Raw genomic sequence first — 21252 nt, forward strand, 5'->3', positions numbered from 1 at the left:
ATTAGTTCGGCAACATTATACCATTTTAAGGACGATGAGTCACGGTCTGATTTGAAGGTTTGTTGAAGGCTTTGAGTTTGAAACTATACACTTGCCGGTTCAAAAGAACAGCAGTTGTTTACTCGAATATTTCATATTCTCGTACTTTTCGCTGCCCATATGCTGCAGCAGGAGCAGCGTCAATATGTGGTGCTGCTTCTCCGGCCTCGACCATACGGCGGATCAACGTTTCGCGAAGCTGGTCAGCAGCCTTGCGATGGGATTCCATTCCGGCAAGGTTGGTAAGCTCATACGGGTCCGCGTAGAGGTCATACAGAAACTCCTCAACATATCGGTCAGATGAAGCGGTAAGGACCGGATCGCTTTTGATTGCGGAAGTGACACTGTATTTCCAGCGCTGCGTACGGATCGCCCGCGCAGTCTGCGACTCGCTGATTTGCACGAATACTTCAGCGGGCCATTCGGCGTGACGGTCATTCAGCAGCGGAACGACGGATCGGCCCTGCATATGGTCAGGAACCTCGATACCTGCTGCATCCAGCAGCGTAGGTACGAAATCGACGATACTGACAAGCTCTCTTACGCTGCCACCGCCTGTAAATTGCGAGCCATACAAGGCACTGGGAACCCGGATGGAGCTCTCATGGCAGGAACGCTTGTACTCGGCATTACGCGTCTTGAAATGCGAACCGTGGTCGGACGTGAACAAAATGATCGTATCCTCAGTCAGATGTAAGCTGCGCAGCGCATCTCTTACCCTGCCGAGCGCCTCATCGAGCCGTTTGACCATTCCATAGTAGCCGCCCAGATGCTGATGGGCGGTTCCACCGAGCGCAGCCAGATCGGGCGGTACCCACCTGGAGGTATACATATCCCGGTACACATCAGGTGCCGGATAGTCGTCTCGGTGATTCTGATGATGCGGCTCCAGGTACGAGAGAAACAGGAAGAAAGGCTTGTCCTTACGGTCGTCGATATAGCGGATGGCTGCGTCTGTTAATGCGTCGACGCGATAGCCTGGCAGCTTGACGGGCTGGCAATCATTGTCGTAGAGCAAGGTTTCATAAGCATCAGAGGTATGCTCCAGGGCATCGGCAGCAAGCCAATATTGATAACCTCCGCGCAGATGCTCAGGCACCGGCTGGTCGCGGGTTACGGCGAGATGCCATTTGCCGATATAGCCGGTGTCGTAACCTGCTTCGTTAAAATAACCGGCAAGCGTAGGCAGCTCCTGAGGGAGCGGGATGCCGTTCCGGTAGCAGCCCGTTTCGGTGGCGTACAAGCCGGTTTGCAGGCATGACCGCGCCGGTCCGCAGACCGGCTGGCAGGTAAAGGCATGCTCCAGGTGGGTTCCCTGACGGGCCATTTGATCGAAATTCGGGGTCAGTCCGAGCGGGTTTCCATGAACGCCGGTCGTATCCCAGCGCTGCTGGTCGGTAAAAAACACGATGACATTGGGCTGCTTGCGCTGTGGTTTTGCGGAATTGCGCATCATTAATCACTCCTTATCACTTCATAGCTAATACCCATGTTAAGCTTAAAACGTTATCCTTTCAATCCGGTTGTGGAAATTCCATCCACAAAATGCTTTTGAGCGATAAAGAAGACGATCACGCAGGGAAGAATCGTAACGACGGACATCGCCATAACCTGATTCCAGTGGACAGCCCCTTCGTTATCCAGCACCATCCGCAGTCCGAGTGCGACCGTAAACTTGGATACACTGTTGATATAAATCAGGGCATTAAAGAACTCATTCCAGGTCCAGATAAATTGGAAAATGCATACCGAGAACAGCGCGGGCTTCGCTAACGGCACGAGCACCCGTGTCAAAATCCGGAACGAGCCACAGCCATCAATAAAGGCGGCCTCATCGAGATCGCGGGGAATCCCACGGAAAAACTGAATCAGTAAATAGACAAAAAACGCGTGAACAGCCAGCAGGGCAGGTACATAAAAGGGTAAATACGTATTCAGCCAGCCGAAATTTTTGAATAAAATATAACGCGGTATCATAATAACGGCATCAGGCAGCATCAGCGTGGACATCATCAGCCCGAACAGCAGCTTTTTGAGCGGAAATTTGAAGCGGGCAAACCCGTAGGCGACGATGGTGCTGGACACTGCGGTGAGGATCACGACTGGAACGACCATAATGAACGTATTGGTGAAAAAAGTGCTGAAGCTGTTTTTGCCAATTCCGGTCCAGCCCTTGCTGTAGGAATCCCAGACAAATGTCGAGGGAAGAAGCCCAACCGTGGAGAAAACCTCCTGGTTTGGTTTGAATGAAGCAAATACGAGCCACAGCAGTGGATAAATAAAAAGCAGTCCAAATAATGACAAGAGAATTAGGGTCCAGAGGTTGTTTTGACGTGTCATTTATCATCGCCCCCGTCTTCATAATGCGTCCAACGGTTGGACGTTTTCAGCAAAATAAACGTGAATGTCATAATAATAATGAACAAGATCCAGGACAGGGCGGAGGCATAACCCATTTTAAAATAGTGGAACGCGTTATCGTACAGCATCAGTCCATACAAATAAGTCGATTTTACCGGACCGCCGCCTGTAATGACGAAAGCCGCCGTAAACTGCTGGAAGGCTCCAATCGTCTGCATAATCAAATTGAATAATATAATCGGTGTCAGCAGGGGCAGAGTCACGCTGAAGAAGGTGCGAGCTTTGGAGGCTCCATCGACCTTGGCAGCTTCATACAATTCCTTGGGAACCTGCTTCAGTCCTGCAAGAAACAATACCATCGAGGAACCGAATTCCCAGACTGGAAGCAGCGTTATGGTGAATAAAGCCAGATTGGGGTCACCCAGCCAGTCAATGGGAGGTATCGATAAGTACGACATCAGCTGATTGACCAGCCCTTCGCGCATAAACAAAAATTTCCACAGGACGGATACAGCAATACTGCCGCCAAGAATAGAGGGAAGGTAATAGACGGTACGGAATATGCCAATACCTTTCATCGATCTGTTCAAAATAATCGCAACCAGCAGTGCGAAGGCCAGCTTGGCGGGAACAGCCATCAGAACGTAGAGAAAGGTGACCCATAACGATTTATAGAAATCACGGTCGTTCGTAAAAATGTCAATATAGTTAGTGAAGCCGACGAAGCTTGGCGGTCGGATCATGTTATAGTCCGTGAATGAGTAATACAATGATGCGAAGAAGGGGTAAAGCGTCAGGATGATAAACCCTATAAGCCAGGGGCTGATATATAACAAGCCGATATACTTTTTGCTCTGTGTTCCCATAAGTCCACTCCTGTCTGTATTCGACATAAGACGACAAACGGGAGGTGCAGCCTGCCGCTCCTCCCGTTGTTTCGAGGCTACTCCGAAGTCATCCGATTCGATTTGATCTGTCCAAGCCTGTTATTTAATAGCTTTTAATTTATCGTTCAGCCTTTTGATGATTTCCTGAGCTGCTGCATCCGGGGTTGTACGTCCGAACGCGACCTGCTGCATATAATCCTCTACGAGCTTGATCAGCTCCTGATTGCTGCTGATGCCGTTAAGAGGCTCGCCCGGCTTTTCAAGCGCAATCTTGACCGCTTTGGCTACAGTTGGATCAACCAGCTGCTTCTCAACGAGTGCCTGCGAATTTTTCTCGACAGCCGGTATGCTGTAGGTATCACGAAGAATCAATGCTGCTTCCGGATCGGTCAACAGCCAGCCAGCGAACTTGGCGGCCTCTTCCGGGAATTTGCTGCTTTTGTTAATCGCCAGTGGATTACTTGGGTTAACTAACACACCTGAATCCTTGGCATTTTGTGGAACTGGATACATACTGACGTCGATTTGCGGGATAAACGATTTCAGCTTCGTAATGGTCGAAGACAGGCCGAATGCAATCCCGATGTTGCCTTTTTGCCACGTAATATTTTGCGTAATTTCCGGGTACAGACTGCTTTCTGCCACAGGCTGCAACACACCGTCATCCAACAGCTTCTTGTAGTACGCCAACGCTTCCGCCAGAGTAGCCTGGTCAAAGCCGAGTGTTTTATCCGTATTGATCCACTGCTTCCCGGTTTTTTGCTTCACATAAGGCTGCAGGAAGCCGCGGACGTCCAGCATCGAGAGCAGGTAAGCATTAGCATCCTGCTGATGCACCTTTTTACCGAATTCATGAAGATTATCCCAATCCCACTTGGTATCCTCGGGAATATTGAATTTTTTGAAAAATTCCTTGTTGTACGCCGTAACCATGCCGTTGATCCCCATTGGAAGTCCGACCATTTTGTTATTAAACACGACATATTTGTTAAGGAAATCGCTGTTGAAGGCACTGAGATTGAGATTGTCCTTTTGTGTATTCAAATCCATTACCAGATCGCCTTTAACGGCAATTTCATCGATCCAGTCAAACGATAGCGGTGTTAAATCGGGTGCGGTACCGCCGGCGAACTGTGTGACCAGCTTTTGATAATAACCGTCAAAGCCGCCATATTCGGCTTCAATCGTCACATTCGGATTTTTGCTCATATACAAGCTGATTGCTTCCAGTATCGCTTTATGACGGCCCTCGGAGCCCCACCATGCAAAGCGAAGCGATACCTTGCCTGCCGGCTTTACGCCTCCGTCTGCCTGTGAAGCGGTTCCTCCGCCACCCGTGCTGCAGCCTGTAAATACGACAAACAGCAAGGAGCAGATGCATACCATTTGAATCCATTTCATCGTGTGTTTCAAAATTAATCCCCCTTGATTATCATTTAATAGTATAAAATATAAAGCCAATGCACTAGAATGAAAAGGCATACAGATTTGTTTTAGGTATCATTATTCACATATTTGGACGAAAAGGTATCATTATTTGCGCTTATCGTTTTTAAGGCGTATTTTTGTTAAAACAGGGGGTTTTCAACCGATGTACAAGCTGGTATTGGTCGATGACGAGGTGGAGATCAGGAACGGGCTTACGCAGTATTTTCCATGGAATGAGATTGGCTTTGATGTCGTAGGCGTATTCGAAAATGGAAAAAAAGCTTTAACCTATATAGATGCCCACGCCGTTGATGTGCTGCTGTGTGATATCCGCATGCCGGTCATGACCGGACTTGAATTAGCGCAGGAGCTGCACAGCCGTCAAAGTAAAATCAAAATTACGCTGTTAAGCGGCTACAAGGATTTTGAATATGCCAAGCAGGCGTTATCCTATGATATCAAGGGCTATATCGTAAAGCCGACCAAATATAATGAGCTGTATGAGCACTTTTCGAAGCTGAAGCAGGAGCTTGACAAGGCGGACGAGGAGCAGCATGGCAGATATGGCAATGATGACAACAGCACATTTAACGAAAAAGTTATCGCAGCGATCCGCACGTATGTGGAGCAGAACTACAAGCACGCAACACTCGAGGAGGCCGCGTCGCTCGTCAGAATGAATTCTTATTATGTTAGCCGTTATTTCAAGGAAAAAACCGGGCAAAACTTTTCCGATTATGTGGCGGAGGTTAAGATGAGCAAGGCTGCTGAGCTGTTGAAGGATATTCGTTACAAGACGTATGAAATCAGTGAAATGGTCGGCTATAGCCATGCCAAAAACTTTACCCGCACCTTTAAAAAGCACTTTGGCATGAATCCGCGTGAATTCAGAAACAGTCGTGAAGATGAAAGAGGCTAGCAATGAGAAAAAAGTTTTTTTTGAAAAACCTGCTGCTGTTTCTTGTCCCGCTGCTGATTCCGATTCTGATCCTGGGTACGCTTTCTATTGTTATTACCCAGCGATATATCCAAGGGGAGATCAACAAAAATAATCTGAATTTGTTCAACCAGATCGACCGCAATATCGAGCTGATTTTTAATGAAATCGATTCGCTCAGCATCAGTCTTGGCAATCCGGAGGTTCTGTACAGGCTGGAGGACATTCTGCAGACACAAACCTTGACGCTGGAAAATCTGAGGCTGATGAAAATATCGCAAAATTATATTAATGCTCCGGTTACGGCCAAGCCCTTTATAGAATCAATCTATGTGTATGTGAATAATGATCACAATCAATTTCTTGCCAATGGCGTGGGCTTGACCAATTTCAGCGAATTTCATGATGTATCGTGGAGGGACAGCTTTAATAATAATCAGAATAAAACCGACGTCTGGACAGAGCCGCGGGAAATTCAGCGTTATTCGTTTGAAGCGCCGATTCCGGTTACAACCGTTTATAAAAACCTGTTTTCTACCGTACAAAATGAGCCGAACGGTGTCATCGTGTTGAATATTTATACCAACTATATCGAGAAGCTGCTGGAAAATATCGTTACCTACCCAGATCAGCATATTTTGGTCGTGGACGGGAATAACCGCGTTATTTTTAAAAATCGCCGGCTTGATGAATTGAAGCCCTTTGATCTGAAAGAAATCCTGCTGTCGGATACCTCCTTTACCTTAAACACGAACGAGGGGGCGTATTTGATCTCGCAGCTGCATTCAAGCAAATACGGCTGGAGATATATCTCGATCACACAGGGGCAAGGGCTGACGCCTATACCTTTTCAGCTCAGTACGCTTTCACTCTCTCTGGTACTGTTGTCTTTCATTCTGGGGCTGCTTTTAACCTACTTTTTGACTCGGCGCAATGTGAACCATATCCGTAACATTATTACGATTATTGATTACGCGGACCGTGGAATTCCACTACCGGCTACCTCGTCGGCGAGCGGAATTGATGAGTATGATTTTATTACGCAAAAAATTATTAAAAATTTCATTGAGCAAAATTACCTGCAGGTGCAGCTGTCCGAAAAAAAGTATAAGCTTCAGGCTGCCGAGCTGCTCGCGCTGCAATCGCAGATCAATCCACATTTTTTGTTCAACACGCTGGAGACGATTTATTGGAAGGTTGTCGGGCTGACGGGAAAGCCGAATGAAGCGAATCAGATGCTTGAATATTTGTCCGATCTGCTGAAATATGCGCTGGATACGCCTAATAGAATCGTGACGCTGGAAAAGGAGATTATTTACACGAAAAACTATATCTCCATCCAAAAAATCCGCTACCGCGACCAGTTTGATGTGATCTGGGAGTATGACGATGAGGATATTAACAGGTACAGCACCGTCAAGCTGCTGCTGCAGCCGTTAATCGAGAACTCAATCTATCACGGAATTAAAGTAAAGGAGGGCCATAGCTGTATCAAAATAAAAATTAACCGATTTGAATCCTACATTCGCATCGCCGTTATCGATAATGGAATCGGGATGAGCCGGAAGCGCTTGCTGGAGGTCAATCAGATGTTGGGATTGGAGGAGCAGGCCATCGAGGAGGTCGAGCATATCGGACTTGTCAACACGAATAAACGGATCCAGCTCACCTACGGTATGCAGCAAGGAGTTCGTATTCAAAGCAAGCCAGGGGTTGGAACGGTTGTTTCCGTATGTATTCCTTGTTAGCAGAGATGCGACAAGGCCTCGAGCTGCCCTTGCTGCAAGGGTAGAGGTAAGCGTTTGTATGGATGCTGTGGCGGGAGGAAGCAATTTATGATACCATAGACAGGTATGCGGCTATCTGCCCGTACAAGAAAATGAAACGTTTTAATATTGAGGTATCATTGAATGACCTCAATCCAGTACCTATTTTCGAGGAGGCAATTGTTACAATGGAAATTCGCTACGCAACGAATCCAACGGAAACCAAAACGTATGATACGGCAAGACTAAGAAGTGAGTTTTTGATCGAAGAGCTGTTTGCTCCAGGCAAGCTGAATATGGTATACAGCCACGTAGACCGTTTTATTACAGGTGGAGCTGTTCCGGTATCCGAGTCCATTAAGCTCGAAGCGGACAAGCATGACATGGGTGCTGAGTATTTTCTGGAACGCCGTGAAATCGGTATCATCAATGTGGGTCCAAAAGGTTCGGTCATTGTCGATGGTACAGAGTATGAATTGGACAACAAGGATGGCCTGTACATAGGTCTTGGCAACAAGGAAGTTATTTTTAAAAGCGCGGATTCCGCAAATCCGGCACGTTTCTACTTTAATTCAACGCCTGCACATAAAAATTACCCAACCGAGAAAATCGAAATCACCAAAGCTGAGCCTGCGCATCTGGGTTCTATCACTTCCTCCAATGAGCGTACGATTTACAAGTACATTCATTTGAATGGTGTACAGAGCTGCCAATTGGTGATGGGGATGACGCTGTTGAAGCCGGGCAATATGTGGAATACTATGCCTTGTCACACGCATAACCGTCGCTCGGAAGTGTACTTGTATTTTGATATGCCTGAAGATGGACTTGTGTTCCATATGATGGGCGAGCCTACTGAAACTCGTCATCTTGTTGTTCGCAACGAGCAGGCGATTATTTCCCCAAGCTGGTCGATCCATTCCGGAGTCGGCACGAATAACTATACGTTTATTTGGGCGATGGCTGGTGAAAATCAAGAGTTCAGCGATATGGATATGGTAGCTCCACAGGATTTGAGATAAGTCCTCAGTTCAAAATTTCTGAATCATAACTGTCCAATCCAAAGTCCGCAGGCATGAAGCCTTGCGGACTTTTTGAATTAGGGAATCCAATCGTTGGGTTCGGCTAAGACTGTTGCCGATGATGAGGACAATAGGCTTTCATAAGCGCTGCGGTTTCGGCATCAAGCTCCAAATTTCTTTCAACAAGTCCATCGCTAATTCGTTCTAATCGGTCCTCCTGCATGTTTTGCCCGAATTTAAACTTGGCTGTCATCTCGGAAATTACAATACGTACAACAGAAGTCGCTTTAAGCTGAGGGATGTAATCGGAATCCAGCGGATCAATCTGCTCATAGCCACCTTCGCTTTGCAGCTTCTGCATAAATGCGCTAAGCGCTGCTGCTTTTTGTTGCAGATCATTGACCGGCTCCGCATGTCCCTTGATCAGTACAGATTTAAAAAACGCGGTTGCCGGACAAGCAAGCTTGGCGTCTGACCAGTAAGAAGGAATAATCGCATATTCCTTGGCAACGGAGAAGGTGACTCGGGTATCTGATTTGAGATTTTTCATTTTTTGACCAGCATGGCTGCCATGGAAATATAGACAGCCTTCGTGATAAACGAAGTTTAAAGGAGTCAGCTGCGGCCAGCCCTCCTCACCATTCGAACCTAACACGCCAAAGCTCACCTCCTGCAAAAATTGCAGTGTTTCCTCCTGGTCCATCACTTCAAATTCTTTTCTTCTCATAGGGATGACCTCCTTGATTCGTTTGATTATGAGCTTAACGTACTTATTGACAAATAATAAGCTCCAATTTAGAGTTAAATGACTGTACCAATATGGATATCCACTAGAAGTCCGGTGAATAAGTCTCGCTGCGCGGCCAAATATCCTTCCGATCGCTGTTGAAATCGTGAAAATGGATGAGATTAAGCGGTTTATTCACGATTTCAAAGGCGAACGCTTACGCTTCTCCAAGACAATTTGGCCGCTTCGCTCGTTCTTCACCGGACTTCTAACTAACTGCATTATGGTTTCTCTAATTAAATCAAGAGGAGTCCTCGGCATGCATTTTCAAATTCCGTTTCATCTTTACCGTTCCAAGTATCCTACCAAGCTGCTGACTTTGTATCATTCATTAAGAGATTCAATTCTGGATGGGGTGTTGACTTACGAAACACGGCTTCCTTCGAGTAGGGAATTGGCAGCCTTGTACGGATTGTCCCGGGGGACAGTCAACGTTGTTTACGATATGCTGAATGCAGAGGGGTACGTGCGAAGCGAGATAGGACGCGGGACCTTCGTTTCGATCCATTATGAACCGAAGTCCACTCCTGCGCGGCAAAGCCAAGTCTACGTACTGTCGGATTGGGGAAAACGGCTTATGTCGCAATCAACAGGGGATGTTTCGTATGATTTACCTGCAAATGCTGTGAAGCAAGTTGATTTTCATTGGTTTGCACCGGATATCGGGTTATTTCCACAAGAAGAATGGAACCGGCATCTCCATGTAGCGGCCAAGGAATTAACGGGACAAGGAGTTATTCCACGTGGTGAACTGCAGGGAGATTATGAATTACGGAACAGCATTGCACAATATTTACGCAGAGCCCGGGGGATCGATAGTCATCCATCGCAAATTGTCATATTCAACGGTTCGATGCAGGCTATCGCACTGACGGTTCAACTGTTGGTTAATCCCGGAGATCCTGTTGTCATAGAAAATCCGGGATATTTGGGAATTCGGCGAGCCGTACATGCAGCAGGAGGTATTACAAAGCCGATCTCCATGGACGGGCAAGGAATTATTCCAGATGACTGGGAGGCCAAGCTGTTGTTTGTTACACCAAGCCGTCAGTTTCCTACAGGTGTTGTTTTAAGCATGGAACGGAGACAGCAGCTTTTAAAATGGGCCAATGAGCAGGATGCGATTATTATCGAGGATGATTATGACAGCGAATTCCGTCACCGTGGCAAGTCATTGGAGCCACTTAAGGTATTGGATCGGGAGGATCGTGTCATCTACATCGGCAGCTTTAGTAAAACGCTCTTGAGCGGCATTCGAATCGGTTACGCAGTTATGCCTGCTTCCTTGGTGGAACCTATACGTAAAGCGAAAGCCTTATTTGAACCGCGGCCTACGGGCTTGCTGGAGCAGCGGACTCTTGCAGCTTTTATGGGGAGCGGCAGCTACGAACGTCACCTGCGCAGAATGAAGCGTACCTACAGTCGAAAGTTCGAATGCTTGCAAAAATGGCTGTATAAGCTGCTATCCGATCAATTTGCCTGGGTGGAGGGTGACGCAGGTCTGCATATTTTTGGATGGTGGCGCGGCAATGAACCGACCTATATCAAGTTTCGTGAGCAATGTGCTCAAGCAGGTATCCGTTGGTCAGAGGTTGGTGTGCCTGTTCAGTCAACAGAAACTGAGGCAGAAGCAGAGAAAGTCAGCTATGGAGCTTATTTTAATTTCCCCCATTTGTCGGAGGCGGACATCGAGTATGCGATTAAGAGGATGGAAGAGGTTTGGAGATCGATGCAAGCTAAAAGCAGGATGAACAAATAGCTTGGAGTAAGGACAATGCCTAATACTCCAAGCCTGCGCAAGCTCGTCAGTTTATGGTTTGTGTTTAACGAGGCCCAGTATTTCTCCCATCTTGACTTTACTGCCGACCTGCAGATCGGTGCGGCTTTCGAAGGTATCGGTTTCCATTAGAAGCACGACTGTGGAACCAAATTGAAAATAGGCAAGCTCATCGCCACGTCCAAGTCGCTGCGGCAATGGAGAGACGTATTGAATGCTGCTGACATTCATCGCTCCAACCTTAACGACGGCAATTTCTCCGTCCTCATGCTGCATATACGTAATCAGTCTTTCATTGCGGCTTAATACTCGGCGCATTTGGCGAAGCCCGAACTCATTAACGGGATATACTTTGCCGGGAATGTGTTCTTTTTCAATAATATCACCCTCTATAGGGGTGTGAATTCTGTGGTAATCGGTTGGGCTGAGATAAAGCACATAATAAAAGCCATTCTTATAGCTGACCGCACGCGGCGAGAAATTAAGCATTTCATCGATCGTGTAATCTTGTCCCTTGACATTAAGAATTAATCCTTCGCTGATCGGTCCCATACCGGTAATGGCTGCATCCACCGGACTGACTACGATATGTGGTGACATATCAATCGGACGAAGGCCATTTTTTAATCTGCGTGTGAAAAAGTCATTTAAAGACACATACTCGTTCCAGGGCTTTTCTGCATCCTCCAACCGGATACCATAAATACCGGCGAAGCGTGGGATAAGCTTGCGACTTACTTTGGATTGAGCAAATGCTCCCGTTACCCGGGATATCGCTTTACGTGAATAGAGTTCAGTCAGTAAGCGAAAAAAAGATTTCATCATGAATGCATTTCACCTATTTCTTGTCGATTGGATACTAACGAATATCTTGACACATAACCTGCTGCAACGCAAGAAAAAAGAAGCTTTTTTTGAGTATGGCAGGAGACCGTGGTATGGGAAAAAATAGGTTGCGCGCTACCGAATAGTTGGTACAATAAGCAGGGGGATCATTCATTCAACCGATTTTATTCATGAGGAGCTGTTCCGTATGCCTAATGTAGATATGCCCTTATCCCAGCTTCAGGATTATAAGCCTGAGCTTACGAACGAGACTGATTTTGACTTGTTTTGGGATCAAGCCAAAGCGCTTTCAAATCAAAAACCTCTACATGCGCAAGTAAATCTCGTACAAGATTATCCATTAAAATCAATATCGATTTATGATGTGGTTTTTGATGGAGCCGACGGTACACCGATTCATGGCTGGTATGTAACACCCAAGGGTGATCATCAACCGGGCTCACTGCCTGTCCTGGTCAAATATCATGGTTATTCGGGCAATCGCGGTTATCCGAATGAGCTGCTGCAATGGGCTTCGATGGGAATGGCGGCCTTGGCGATCGACGTAAGAGGTCAGGGAGGCTTAACACCGGATAGGGCTGAATATCCACAGGGTGGTATTCCAGGGTGGATGACCTTGGGCATTCTGGACCCAGCTTCTTACTATTATAAGCAGGCGTATCTGGATTGTATCCGTGCGCTTGATTTCGTGTGTTCACGTGAAGAGGTCGATGCCAGCCGAATCGCGGTGTATGGGGGCAGTCAAGGCGGTGGATTGGCACTCGCCGCAGCAGGATTGGATTCGCGTCCGAAGCTGGCATTGCCTGTATTTCCATTCCTGTGCCATTTCCGTCGTTCCGTAGAAATTCATGCTTCTGGACCTTATGTGGAAATCAAGAACTGGTTCCGTCGGTATGACCCCGAGCATCGACAGGAAGAACAGGTGTATAGAACGCTTAGTTACTTCGATGGTATGAACATGGCTAGCCGGATCAAGGCCAGGACCTTGATGGCGATAACCCTGCAGGATATTACTTGCCCGCCTTCGACCTGCTTTGCTGCTTACAACCATCTTGCAGGTCCAAAGGAAGTTCGATTGTACCATGATTACGGACATGAGGGATTGCCTTTTCATGAAGAGGCGATGATGCGTTATATTGAGACTTATTTATAAGTGATAATAGTGAATCCTAGAGCCGTTCATGTCCAATTAGGAGATGAACGGCTTTTATATGCAATTTTGTCTAAAATTATACACATTTTCGACAATTTAATTCTAAAGTATTGTTTATATTTCTTTTTTATTAAGAAAATCAGCTTATAATGTTTAGGAAATAGGTCTTAATACATATAAAATAGGAGTGAAAATTGATGAAAAAAGTATTAAAGTTTCTAACGGTTTCCATTATGCTTTGGGCTTGTTTGCTTGGTTTGTCTTCAATGGCATTTGCTGATGCGGCCATGGATTTTGAAATTACATCGGTAGCTTATGAGAATGGTGTCTTGACCGCAGTTGGTAAGTTTAAGAACACAGGGGACAAAAACATTGCGGATGTAACAAAAGTAGACGTTAAAATCATCCTTCACAACGATGCTGGTGATTCCAAAGAAGTAGCCAACCACTATTTTACAGACTTAAAGCTGAATATCAAACCAGGTGAAGCAGCAGAGTACACTTTGACTTTCGCTGATGTACCTGAGTATACTGATGCAACTTCTTGGACTGCTGAAGAAGGCGATTGGGAATTTACATACTTCGAAGATGCTACTGCACCAGCTGAAGAACCGGCAGCTCCTGCACCAGTTGAGGAAACTGCTGCGGCAGCACTTGATTTTGTCATCACTTCCGTAGCTTACGAGGATGGCAATCTGACTGCTATTGGTAATTTCAGCAACACAGGCGGCAAAAACATCGACTCTGTTCAAAAAGTAAGCGTAAAAATCATTCTTCACAACGATGCTGGTGATTCCAAAGAAGTAGCTAATCAATATTTCACGGATTTGCCTTTGCATTTGAAACCAACAGAATTCAAGGAATACACGTTGATTTTCAACGGTGTACCTGAGTACACAGACGCCACTTCATGGACTGCTGAAGAAGGCGAATGGGAATATACATTTTTCGAATAAGCCAGCCGTGTCATGAATTGATCTTATGCATATATTCGATTTAATGGAATTATGGACAGGCCTAAATGCGGGCTTGTCTTATTTTTTTGTCGTTGACATTTTGATCAAACCTGATAATATGAAGGTTGTCACTAGGGGAGCCATTTGGGCTGAGACTGAATCCATAGATTCTAAACCCTCTGAACCTGATCTGGATGAAACCAGCGTAGGGAAGTGGAGAGCACTCGAAGCGTGTAATGGATTTATACATGCAGACCACTTCCGATATGGGAGTGGTCTTTTTGGCGCTCACTTATCGGTTCAAACAGCCCCCATAATCGAAGGAGTGGGTATTATATGTCCAAAGGTTTAAAATTGACTGATATTCTGGTCACGGTCGTCATCTCTGTTGTTTTTGCGATTATTTATCGTCTGTGGGGAGATGTGTCCAATGTGGTGAAGCTCGCAGGCTTCCAGCTGGATCAGTTGATGTACGGCGTATGGTTTATGGCGGCTGTTGTTGCCTTTCTGATCATTCGTAAGCCGGGTGTAGCGCTGCTTGCAGAAATTGCTGCAGCTTCCGGTGAGCTGATCGCAGGCTCTCAGTACGGGGTTGAAGCATTAACCTATGGGATTGCCCAAGGACTTGGAGCGGAATTGATCTTTCTGCTGTTTGCTTATCGTCGTTTCTCGATCACAGCTGCTTGCTTGGCTGGTGTAGCTTCCGCTATTGCATCGCTTGTGTTTGATGCCTTCAAAGGCTATTTGCTAGACCTCGAATCCTGGAATTTGATTTTGTACTTTGTATTCCGGATTATCGGGTCGATCTTCTTTACTGGACTGTGCTCGTACGGCCTTGTGAAGGCACTGGAGGCAACGGGTGTTACCCAGCTGGTCCGTCCAGCCAGCCAGGCTGACTTCGATGCGCTGGAGCGTAAGCAATGATGGACGTATGTGCCTCAGTCAAGGGCTTGCGCTTGAAATTTGCAGGAAGTCCTTCCCTGCAGTTCGAGGATCTATCTATTGAATTGTATACAGGGCAGAAGGTGCTGCTGCTGGGACCAAGCGGATGCGGCAAGTCAACCTTACTGCAGGTGCTGACAGGCTTAATTCCACAGGCAATTGAGATTCCGATGAAATGTGATGCTATCCAGATCCCCTCCTCCTGGGGTTATGTGTTTCAAGATCCGGATACGCAGTTTTGCATGCCCTTTGTGGATGAAGAGATGGCCTTTGTATTGGAGAACCTGGGAGTGCCGCGTGCAGAAATGCCGCAGCTTATCGAGAGTGGACTTCGCGAGGTTGGGCTGAATTTTGAACAAAATCACGTACCGATTGGCTCCATGTCGCAAGGGATGAAGCAGCGATTGGCTATAGCATCTGTACTGGCTTTAAAGCCGGAGGTGTTGTTTCTGGATGAGCCCACCTCACTGCTTGATCCGGAAGGAACCCGGGAAGTATGGGATACGATCAAAGCGGTCGGGCAGGACAAGACAATCATCATTGTCGAGCATAAAATTGATGAGATCATCGATTTTGTTGATCGTGTCATCTTGTTTAATAAGTATGGAGAGATATTGGCCGATGGTACTCCAACAATGATTTTTGCTGATTACCGAGCGGAGCTTCAGGAATATGGCATATGGTATCCTGGAGTATGGGAGCACTATGCGGATGAGCCACTGTTTAAAGAAATTGCAAGTAGACGAAGCAATGAACTGAGCAGTAAGACGGCATCCGCTGCTATTGCTGATACAGCGACATTGGCCCTGCATAACTTCAATGGTTATCAAGGACGTCGGGTGACCAAGATCGCAGTCGCTGAGCTAAGCCTGACAGTCGGGGAATGGATTGCCGTTGTCGGTCATAATGGCGCAGGCAAAAGCACGCTGCTGCAGGCCATGATGCAGTTGATCCCGACAAGCGGCAGCTACAGGCTGCTGGGTCAGCAGGTACGGGGCTTTAAAGATGTGGCAGAGACAGCGGCATATGTATTCCAAAACCCGGAAATGCAATTTGTGACCAATTCGGTGATCGATGAGGCGTCTTTTGGTTTCAAGCTTGATGGAAAAGCTGATTTTACAAGTAGAGCTGAGGCACTGCTAGCTGAGTTTGATCTCTATGGGCAGAGAGCTCTGCATCCTTACCAGCTCTCACTTGGTCAAAAACGCAGGCTCAGTGTTGCCACTGCCATGTTCAAGGATCAGAAGCTGCTGCTTCTGGATGAACCGACCTTTGGGCAGGATGCTGCCAATACCTTCGCCATATTGGAGAAGCTGGAAGCATGGCGGCAAAAAGGAACGTCGATCGTTATGGTTACCCACGATTTGGATATTGTCCGTTATTTTGCGACGCGTGTGTGGGTCGTGGAGCATGGGAAGCTTGCAGCAGATCTTAGCCCTGCAGACTATCTGATTTCAATTGCTGATAGAGATGACCGCATGAATAAAAGGGCTGGTGACGAGATAGAGCTTGTCGGAGAGGGCATCTTATAAGCGAAGCTTATAAAGGCTTGCTGTGTCCAGTGAAGGTTGATAAGGAAGTGGAATATTGTGCATCATATTTTGGATTTCAAGGAAACCTGGCTGCACCGTGTCAATCCCGGATTGAAGCTGCTGTTGTCGATTGCCATGTTTTTTGTAGTGCTGCTGACCGACAATATTAACGTACTTATTAATGTTACGGCCGTTCAATTGGTGCTGCTGCTCTGCTGTACGGGGCACCCGATACGCAGGCTGCTGCTGCTATGTCTCCCGTTTGGTCTGCTGTTTGTCTCCTCATCGATGTCGATGATGATGTTCGGCAAAGGAGACGCAGTGTGGCTGCAATGGGGACTTATACGTGTGACCGAGGAAAGCTTTTTCCGTGGGGTTCATATCGGTTTAAAAACCGTCAACATGGCACTGAGCGGCTTGCTGTTTGCGTTGACGACCCGACCGGTTGCCTTATTTTATTCGCTGATGCAGCAGTGCAAGCTGCCGGCCAAATATGCTTATAGCTTTATGGCAGCGCTGCGCCTCCTGCCGATGATGATCGGTGAGTTTCAAACGCTGCAGATGGCTATGAAGGTTCGTGGCGTGAAGCGGCGCCTGGGCTTGCGTGGTATCTACGATACACTGAGAGTATATGCCATTCCCATGCTGGCACAAAGTATTCGCCGTGCACAGCGGATTGCAGTAGCGATGGAGGCGAAGCGCTTCTCGACCGTACGTCAGCGTACTTATTATTACCGTATCGGCTTTTCCGTCGCCGACTTGGGTTTGGTCCTCTATTTGGCGGTGCTGCTGGGTGCTGCTTGGTATACCGGTCAGCACGCTCCTTATTTTCATATCGGTGATGTCAGATATCAAGTGAATGGATAATAAAGTTCGAGGATCAAGAAAACAATACAAGGGGGCAATGTCCATGAAGTTTAGTGATCAATTGCGTCAAGCTGTCGATGTAAGCTGGCAGGCCAGCTTTGAGCATCCTTTTGTACAAGGAATTGCCAAAGGCACACTGCCATTGTCCTGCTTCCGTCATTACTTATTGAACGATGCGTATTACTTATCTCAATTTGCTCGGGTTCAGGCGCTTGGTGCGGCTAAGGCCGACAGCTTGTTTGACTCCAACAGGATGGCTGCCCATGTGCAGAGCACGTACAATGCCGAATTGTCGCTGCATGAGGACTTTGCGAAGCAGTTGGGTATTTCCGATGAGGAACGAGCAGCCTTCGAACCTTCACCAACGGCTTATGCTTATACATCACATATGCTTCGTGCGGCTTATACCGGGCATTTAGGCGATATTGTAGCGGCGATCCTGCCGTGTTACTGGCTGTATCATGAAATTGGCGAGCGTCTGCAGGTTTATAAGCCCGAGGAGCCGATCTATTCGCAGTGGATCAGCACCTATGGGGGCGAAGCTTTTGGTGAGCTGGTTCAGGAGCAAATTAATCGGTTAGATCAAATTGCCGAACAGGTTACAGCTGCAGACCGTGAGCGTATGAAACGGCATTTTGTAATTAGCAGCCATTATGAATATAAGTTTTGGGAGATGGCTTATACACACGAAACCTGGCCAACCTATGGTGCGTAGGAACAAGAGCCAAATGTGTAAAGTTCGTTATCATTAATAAGTTCAATAACAAGCTGTGAATGAAACAGGGGAACCTGTGTCATTTACAGCTTTTTTCATACCTATGACGATACATGCCATTTTGTAATAAGTAGTTCGTTTCACGGGGATACTAAATTGTAGATGATCTGTTTGAATATGGAAGGATTACAGCTATGACGAGAGGATATCCCCATCATGTCGTTATTTAAATGGCTTATCAACAAACAAATTAGAAGGAGCATAAAGCAGAAATATAAGGAAGCTTCGCCTAATAATCAGGGTCTAACCGACTCTGAGAATTCCATAATCAACACTGGACCGCTAAAAAATCGACTGGACTGGATTCGTCAACAATTAACCAACTGTTCCGATGTGGTTTATCATACATTCGTTGCGGGTCCTGATCAAGCGTGTGCATTGATCTATTTGCGAGGCATGATTGACCGGAAAACGATTCAAGAGGAAGTCCTGGCTCGTATTTTATCCCTCTCTGCTCAAGATCCAAATCAATTCCGCAATCAAATTTTTAATATGAAGCAGCTGTCTGTTACCGACCTTTCAGAGCTATCCACCCTGCCGGAGGGGGTGAGTGCTGTTCTAAAAGGACATGCGTTATTGCTTGTTGAGGGTGAACCAAGATTGCTCGAAATCCCATTCTCTTCTTTCCAGACACGATCCATTGTGGAAGCGCCTAATGAAGCAGTCTTAAGGGGGCCGCGGGAAGCTTTTATAGAAGATTTGGAAATCAACCTGACCCTGATCCGAAGACGACTGAAAACGCCTGATTTTAAGACGGAAATGCTGCTGATCGGTACAAAGACACAAACCAAAGTGATTATCGCTTATGTTCAGGGAGTTTGCAAGCAAGAGCTAGTTGATGAAGTGAATAAACGAGTATCAGAAATTGAAATCGATGGTGTTCTGGCTGACAGCTATCTGGAGGATTTTATTGAAGATTTCCCATTTTCGCCTTTTCCGCAGCTGCAGTATTCCGAGCGTCCGGATACGGTTACAGCTTCCTTATTGGAAGGAAGAGTGGCTATTATGGTAGATGGCTCACCAATCGTTCTACTTGCGCCTACCACTTTGTTCATGCTGATGCAATCCGCTGAGGACTATTATCAGCGGTATATTGCAGCAACATGGATCCGCTGGATTCGTTATATCTTTCTGTTGGCGTCACTATTATTACCTTCTATTTATATCGCAGTTACTACCTTCCATCCGGAGATGATTCCGGCAAGGCTGCTGATCACGGTAACATCATCCAGGGAAGTTGTACCCTTTCCCGCTCTTATTGAGGCGTTTATGATGGAGCTTTCTTTTGAAGCCTTACGGGAGGCAGCGGTGAGAATTCCCAAAGCAATCGGTCAGGCTGTGTCCGTTATCGGGGCCCTCATTATAGGCACAGCGGCTGTTCAAGCGGGCATTGTATCGGCAGCGATGGTAATTATTGTATCGTTGACAGGTATTGCCTCTTTTATTAGTCCGCACTTCGATCTTGGTTTGGCCTTTCGGCTGCTGCGTTTTCCAATCATGATTTTAGCGGGGATTTTTGGTTTATTCGGGATTTCCTGCGGGATGATTCTAATTTATCTTCATCTCATCAATTTGCGCTCGTTTGGAACGCCATATCTATCTCCCTTTGCCCCTTTGGTGATAAGTGATCTGAAGGACACTTTCTTAAGAGTGCCTTGGTGGTTAATGAACAAACGTCCATCTTTATCGGGAGTCAACCGTACAAGACAGCAAGCTAATTCCCGAAAATGGGCGCAATCACAGGAGGAGAATGGGGATTGAAAACCATATTTGTTATTTTGTCCCTGCTATTACTAACAGGCTGCTGGTCATCCGTCGAATTGAATGATCGTGCATTTGTGAGAATGATGGTTTTGGATAAAACCAAATCCGGCATAGAACTGTCCCTCGACTTTTCATTGCCGAATCGGTTAATTCCCGGATCAGCAGGGGGAGGAGGATCGGGAGAGCAAGGCGGCAAGCCGTACACGTACATTAGTGCAACAGGCATTGATATCAGTGAAGCTTATCGAAGAATGCAATCCGACTTATCACGTAAAATTAGCTTCGGACAAACACGTGTGATTGTGATCGGCAGAGAATTGGCAGAGGCGGGAATCGAGCCTATTCTGGATTTTCTTGCTCGTGAACCCGCGATGCATATTAATGCCTACTTGTTTGTAGCACCTGGCAGAGCCCGAGAAATTGAATCCATCGCGACCTTATTCGAAAGATTCCCTTCTGACATCTTGTCAGCATACGGCGAAACCCATGTAGTCCTGGATACGACTATAAAAGACTTTCTTGCAGCGAACTATAACGGGGGAGATATGGTTGTGCCTATGCTCAGATTTGGAACGAAAAAAATAGCAAGCGAAGAGAAAAAAGAACAAAAATGGATGGGTACCCAGGGGGCAGCTATTTTTAAGCAGGGGAAAATGGTAAGTACGTTAAATACAAGTGAAATGCGGGGAGGGCTGTGGATCCTTGGTAAACTGAAAAATGCGGAGATTTCGGTTCCTTCACCCACCGACGGCAAAAATATAAGCTTTATCGTACAAAGGGCAGATACACGAATAAGTCCACGAATCAAAGAGGATCAGATCGAAATTCAACTCCAAAGTAAAGCTGAAGCCGAAGTTCTCGCTTCAAGCTCGAGCATTAATTTAAAGGATATTAAGCAGTTAGAGAAACTCGAAAAAAACCTCAACCAGGTAGTCAAGAAGCGAATAACGAGTGCGATAGCGAGGACGAGAGCAGTAAGCTCAGATGCCTTCCAGCTTGGGAATTACATTGATTGGCATTATCCGCTGAAGTGGAAGAGCATCGAGCCTAAATGGCGAGACGTCTATAACAGTAAGATGAAATTAGACGTACAAACAGATGTCACGATCACACGGCTGGGAACTTTTCAACATGCGATCACGGAAACGGAAATGTCAGACTCGGAGGCAGAGCAATGATTGTGATCGGCATCTTATTTGGCAGTATAGCTTGCTTTGAATGGCGCTATATGGTGTTACACAAACGCAAGCCGCGCACGATTCGATATGTACTGGGTACCACAATATTTTTGTTTCTCGCTTTAGAGGCTATATTTTACTTAAAAGAACAATGGACGATTGGTGATGCTATTGAAATGGTGTTTGCCCCCATCGAAAAAATTATTCGCATGCAGGATTGAAAGGGAGGATCAAC

At 46.5% G+C, this 21252-nt stretch carries 19 protein-coding genes and 1 riboswitch; of the genes, 13 read left to right on the top strand and 6 right to left on the bottom strand.

Annotated elements, in window-relative coordinates; translation table 11 throughout:
* Positions 1-118: 118 nt before the first annotated feature.
* From NST47_RS09525 to NST47_RS09540, 4 genes are all read right to left on the bottom strand, one after another.
* Positions 119-1492: a sulfatase-like hydrolase/transferase gene (locus NST47_RS09525; protein WP_341154921.1), complete on the bottom strand. Its 1374-nt coding sequence runs from the start codon at positions 1490-1492 to the stop codon at positions 119-121.
* Between the two features lie 53 nt (positions 1493-1545).
* Positions 1546-2379: a carbohydrate ABC transporter permease gene (locus NST47_RS09530; protein ID WP_341154922.1), complete on the bottom strand. Its 834-nt coding sequence runs from the start codon at positions 2377-2379 to the stop codon at positions 1546-1548.
* Positions 2376-3266: a carbohydrate ABC transporter permease gene (locus NST47_RS09535; protein ID WP_341154923.1), complete on the bottom strand. Its 891-nt coding sequence runs from the start codon at positions 3264-3266 to the stop codon at positions 2376-2378. The genes NST47_RS09530 and NST47_RS09535 overlap by 4 nt, the downstream gene beginning before the upstream one ends.
* 120 nt (positions 3267-3386) lie before the next feature.
* Positions 3387-4700, bottom strand: coding sequence for an ABC transporter substrate-binding protein (locus NST47_RS09540; protein ID WP_341154924.1), 1314 nt, complete (start codon positions 4698-4700; stop codon positions 3387-3389).
* 178 nt (positions 4701-4878) lie between these two features.
* Between NST47_RS09540 and NST47_RS09545 the strand changes: the two genes are divergently transcribed.
* From NST47_RS09545 to kduI, 3 genes are all read left to right on the top strand, one after another.
* Positions 4879-5634, top strand: a complete 756-nt coding sequence (locus tag NST47_RS09545) for a response regulator transcription factor (protein ID WP_341154925.1) — start codon at positions 4879-4881, stop codon at positions 5632-5634.
* A gap of 2 nt (positions 5635-5636) precedes the next feature.
* Positions 5637-7400 carry a sensor histidine kinase gene (locus NST47_RS09550; RefSeq protein ID WP_341154926.1) on the top strand — a complete coding sequence of 588 codons (1764 nt, stop codon included), beginning with the start codon at positions 5637-5639 and terminating at the stop codon, positions 7398-7400.
* A 206-nt stretch (positions 7401-7606) separates the two neighbouring features.
* Positions 7607-8440, top strand: a complete 834-nt coding sequence (gene kduI / locus NST47_RS09555; protein ID WP_341154927.1) for a 5-dehydro-4-deoxy-D-glucuronate isomerase — start codon at positions 7607-7609, stop codon at positions 8438-8440.
* 103 nt (positions 8441-8543) lie between these two features.
* Here the strand turns inward: kduI and NST47_RS09560 are convergent, their stop codons facing one another.
* On the bottom strand, positions 8544-9167 hold the full coding sequence (locus tag NST47_RS09560; RefSeq protein ID WP_341154928.1) for a pyridoxamine 5'-phosphate oxidase family protein: 624 nt from the start codon (positions 9165-9167) through the stop codon (positions 8544-8546).
* A 319-nt stretch (positions 9168-9486) separates the two neighbouring features.
* Here NST47_RS09560 and pdxR point away from each other — a divergent pair, with 319 nt between their 5' ends.
* Positions 9487-10986: a MocR-like pyridoxine biosynthesis transcription factor PdxR gene (pdxR, locus tag NST47_RS09565; protein ID WP_341154929.1), complete on the top strand. Its 1500-nt coding sequence runs from the start codon at positions 9487-9489 to the stop codon at positions 10984-10986.
* Positions 10987-11037: 51 nt separating this feature from the next.
* Here the strand turns inward: pdxR and asd are convergent, their stop codons facing one another.
* Positions 11038-11829, bottom strand: coding sequence for an archaetidylserine decarboxylase (gene asd / locus NST47_RS09570; protein ID WP_341154930.1), 792 nt, complete (start codon positions 11827-11829; stop codon positions 11038-11040).
* Positions 11830-12037: 208 nt separating this feature from the next.
* On the opposite strand from asd, the gene NST47_RS09575 reads away from it, so the two are divergent.
* From NST47_RS09575 to NST47_RS09615, 9 genes are all read left to right on the top strand, one after another.
* A complete protein-coding gene (locus NST47_RS09575) occupies positions 12038-13003 on the top strand; it encodes an acetylxylan esterase (RefSeq protein WP_341154931.1) in 966 nt (321 codons plus the stop codon).
* Positions 13004-13200: 197 nt separating this feature from the next.
* The gene (locus NST47_RS09580) at positions 13201-13959 is read left to right on the top strand and encodes a hypothetical protein (RefSeq protein WP_341154932.1); all 759 of its coding nucleotides are present in this window, start codon (positions 13201-13203) and stop codon (positions 13957-13959) included.
* Positions 13960-14082: 123 nt separating this feature from the next.
* Positions 14083-14188, top strand: a riboswitch (TPP riboswitch).
* Between the two features lie 107 nt (positions 14189-14295).
* Positions 14296-14883 (top strand): ECF transporter S component, encoded by a 588-nt coding sequence (locus NST47_RS09585; RefSeq protein ID WP_076232082.1) that lies wholly within the window; start codon positions 14296-14298, stop codon positions 14881-14883.
* Entirely contained in the window at positions 14883-16433 is a 1551-nt protein-coding gene (locus tag NST47_RS09590; RefSeq protein ID WP_341159640.1) for an ABC transporter ATP-binding protein, read from the top strand. The genes NST47_RS09585 and NST47_RS09590 overlap by 1 nt, the downstream gene beginning before the upstream one ends.
* A 57-nt stretch (positions 16434-16490) precedes the next feature.
* Entirely contained in the window at positions 16491-17300 is an 810-nt protein-coding gene (locus NST47_RS09595; RefSeq protein ID WP_341154933.1) for an energy-coupling factor transporter transmembrane component T family protein, read from the top strand.
* A gap of 43 nt (positions 17301-17343) precedes the next feature.
* Positions 17344-18015, top strand: a complete 672-nt coding sequence (gene tenA, locus NST47_RS09600; RefSeq protein WP_341154934.1) for a thiaminase II — start codon at positions 17344-17346, stop codon at positions 18013-18015.
* Between the two features lie 216 nt (positions 18016-18231).
* Positions 18232-19836 carry a spore germination protein gene (locus NST47_RS09605; RefSeq protein ID WP_341154935.1) on the top strand — a complete coding sequence of 535 codons (1605 nt, stop codon included), beginning with the start codon at positions 18232-18234 and terminating at the stop codon, positions 19834-19836.
* Positions 19833-21017 carry a Ger(x)C family spore germination protein gene (locus NST47_RS09610; RefSeq protein WP_341154936.1) on the top strand — a complete coding sequence of 395 codons (1185 nt, stop codon included), beginning with the start codon at positions 19833-19835 and terminating at the stop codon, positions 21015-21017. Before NST47_RS09605 ends, NST47_RS09610 begins: the two co-directional genes overlap by 4 nt.
* Positions 21014-21238 (top strand): hypothetical protein, encoded by a 225-nt coding sequence (locus NST47_RS09615; protein WP_341154937.1) that lies wholly within the window; start codon positions 21014-21016, stop codon positions 21236-21238. The genes NST47_RS09610 and NST47_RS09615 overlap by 4 nt, the downstream gene beginning before the upstream one ends.
* Positions 21239-21252 lie beyond the last annotated feature (14 nt).

The sequence above is a fragment of the Paenibacillus sp. FSL H8-0034 genome (assembly GCF_038000305.1).
GTDB lineage: Bacteria > Bacillota > Bacilli > Paenibacillales > NBRC-103111 > Paenibacillus_S.